The following is a 2794-nucleotide window of genomic DNA, read 5'->3' on the forward strand; positions in this document are numbered from 1 at the left end:
TGAGCATTTTTAAACCCCGGTAAATCCCTTAGTGTAGGGATTTATCGGGGTTTTGGGTGTTAAAGATGAGGTTATACCATTCACAAAGTAGTGTGTCAAGTTTATGCCTTTATTTATGAGGTCTTTCTTTTCGTTTAGACATGCAAAAAAGTGATAATGAGCGTTCACTCACTATCACTTCTTAATTACTTATTCGCTTTTATATACGCTTCTAACTCTTCCTTTGTCGGCAAGCCTTCGTTATCGCCTGGATGCTGCACTTGAAGAGCACCAATGGCGTTGGCATACGTGGCTGCTTCTTCCCAAGACAAGCCTTCTAGGCGAGCATGGATAATGCCAACAGCGAAACCATCACCCGCTCCGACGGTGTCTACAACATGAGAGACTTTAAAGCCTTTAACATTTAAGGTCTCTTTCCCTTTTTCAGTTATGTAGGCTCCCTCTTCACCTGACTTCACAATGACTGCTTCCGCACCCAAATTTAAATAATATTGAGACATGCCTTCTATATCATCTATACCTGTCAGCATTTTCCCTTCACTGACGCCCGGTAAAACGACATCAGCATAGGAGGCTAATCCATTTAGGACTTCAATCATTTCTTCTGTTGAGTTCCATAAAGAAGGTCTTAAATTTGGATCAAATGTAATAATCGTTCCGGCTTCTTTAGCTTTCTTCATTAAATAAATAATAGCCTCTCTAACCGTTTCACTCACTGCAGGCGGAATTCCGGTCACATGTAACAATTTGACTTTAGAAAAATCAATACCTGCAATATTTTCTTTAGAGAGCGTTGTAAAGGCACTTGATTTTCTATAATAGGCCGTTACCGGATCCCCTTCACTGACTTTACTCTTCAGCATCAAGCCTGTTTGATAGGTATCAGAGTAACTTATAAAATCACTGCCTATATTTTCTTTTTCTATCTCTTCTACTATAAATTCTCCAATTGGGTCTTGACCCACTTTAGTGACGTACTCGACTGAGTGCTTCAAACGGGCTAGACCAATACCTACGTTAAATTCGGCACCAGCGATAGATTTATTAAACTCCTTGGCATCCTTTAACGAACCATATTCTGTTGCGCTAAAGAGGCCCATTGGTTCTCCAACTAAAACAACGTCTGTCATCTGTCCACTTCCTTATTTCAATTCCTCGTACTTCTTAACGAATGTAGAAGCATTTTCTTTAACTTGGTCTAATCCATTCTCTTTCATGCCTTTAGTTAAAGCACTTCCGATTCCAACTGCCCAAGCACCAGCATCCACCCATTGATCCATGTTATCCAGGCTCACTCCGCCTGAAGGCATAATTTCAGCATGCGGAATAGGACCGTGAACATTTTTTATAAAGTCTGGGCCTAAAATACCGCCTGGGAAAGCTTTAACCACTTCAACACCAGTCGCCATAGAATTAGCAATTTCTGTCACCGTTCCACAACCTGGAAGATAGGGAATACCGTATGTGTTACACATAGTTGAAATTTCTGGAACAAAGTTCGGACTCACAATAAATTCAGCCCCTGCGATAATAGCTATACGAGCTGTCACTGCGTCCATAACTGTACCGGCTCCAACAACCATGTCCGTCTCAGCATGTTTTTTAGATAAAGCTTTAATAGATTCATCTGCTTGAGGTGTCGTAAACGTCACTTCAATATTTTTAATGCCGCCCTCGTAAACCGCTTCCGAAATTTGAGTCGCTTCTTCTGCAGAGCTTCCGCGAATAACCGCAAATAAATAGTTATCCTTTAGGTTAGATAAAATATGTTGTTTCTTGGTCATAGAAAAATCTCCTATCTTTATTGTTTTTTGAAAGCAGCGCAAAGTGAAATGATCATAGATTATTTTTCTTACACTTCCATAATCATACTAGCGCTTACACTATTCATGTGACTTGATTTCAATTAAAATCAACCTATTTTATCATACCATAAAATGGGAAAAATTAAATCACTGTTAGGCATTCTTTTATAACCTCATGAGTACTTTATTCGACCAGAGAACGGTTTTTTTTACGAGTAAGGTAGCATAAACTGATTTTAACGACTTAAACGACAGTATTTTCTCCTCTCCGGTCTAATAAAGGACTTTTATTCGACCGGACGAACTGTTTATTGACTGCTTAGGTAGGATATAAATAAAAAAGCCTTCAACGGGATATTAGAACCCGTTGAAGACTCACAGAATTAAGTTACATGTTAGCGTGCACCGCCACCGCCGCCACCCATAGCTCCTCCGCCGCCACCGATAGATGTTCCGCCACCCATCCCAGCGCTGGAATATCCTGCGGCTGCTCTACCGGAATGCATGCTGCTGGAAAAGACTTGTAGGCCGTAGTAATGCATATAGTATGGAGGGAAAGACGCCATGTCTCCTTCTGACCAGTCAGGCATCAAGTCTTCCAAACGCTTAATGAGCTCTTCTTCTTTGCCGTATAGAGCTGCCCATATGAGGAAGCTTTCTTCTGGAATCAGTTGGCGATAAGATAAAGTTTTGTCTTTTGCCATACTGATAAGGTGATTTTCATATTGAGTGAGTTGATCCAATAGTCTCTGCCCTTTATTGGTCACAGCTATAAAAGGAGAAGTGATACCTAAGACTTTCACAGATTTCTCAACAATGTATCCTTCTTTTAGCAAAAAGTCTTTTGAGTTTTCGAGACTGCTGAAAAACCCCTATTCTACCTATGATTTCGATAGATAGAATAGGGGGTTTTTAGTATAATATGGTTAGGGTGTCAAAACCTAACCGGTTTACTACTTTTCCTTGTTAACAGTGCGATTTTGCCCGCT

General features: G+C 40.4%; 3 protein-coding genes. All 3 read right to left on the reverse strand.

Annotated elements, in window-relative coordinates; genetic code table 11:
- Window positions 1-185: 185 nt before the first annotated feature.
- Window positions 186-1130, reverse strand: coding sequence for a sugar kinase (locus ABDZ53_RS02765; protein WP_343753752.1), 945 nt, complete (start codon window positions 1128-1130; stop codon window positions 186-188).
- Window positions 1131-1142: 12 nt separating this feature from the next.
- Window positions 1143-1784, reverse strand: a complete 642-nt coding sequence (locus ABDZ53_RS02770; protein ID WP_343753754.1) for a bifunctional 2-keto-4-hydroxyglutarate aldolase/2-keto-3-deoxy-6-phosphogluconate aldolase — start codon at window positions 1782-1784, stop codon at window positions 1143-1145.
- Between the two features lie 416 nt (window positions 1785-2200).
- Entirely contained in the window at window positions 2201-2608 is a 408-nt protein-coding gene (locus tag ABDZ53_RS02775) for a hypothetical protein (RefSeq protein ID WP_343753757.1), read from the reverse strand.
- Window positions 2609-2794 lie beyond the last annotated feature (186 nt).

It is taken from the genome of Alkalibacterium iburiense, from assembly GCF_039521845.1.
In the GTDB taxonomy this organism is placed as follows: domain Bacteria; phylum Bacillota; class Bacilli; order Lactobacillales; family Carnobacteriaceae_A; genus Alkalibacterium; species Alkalibacterium iburiense.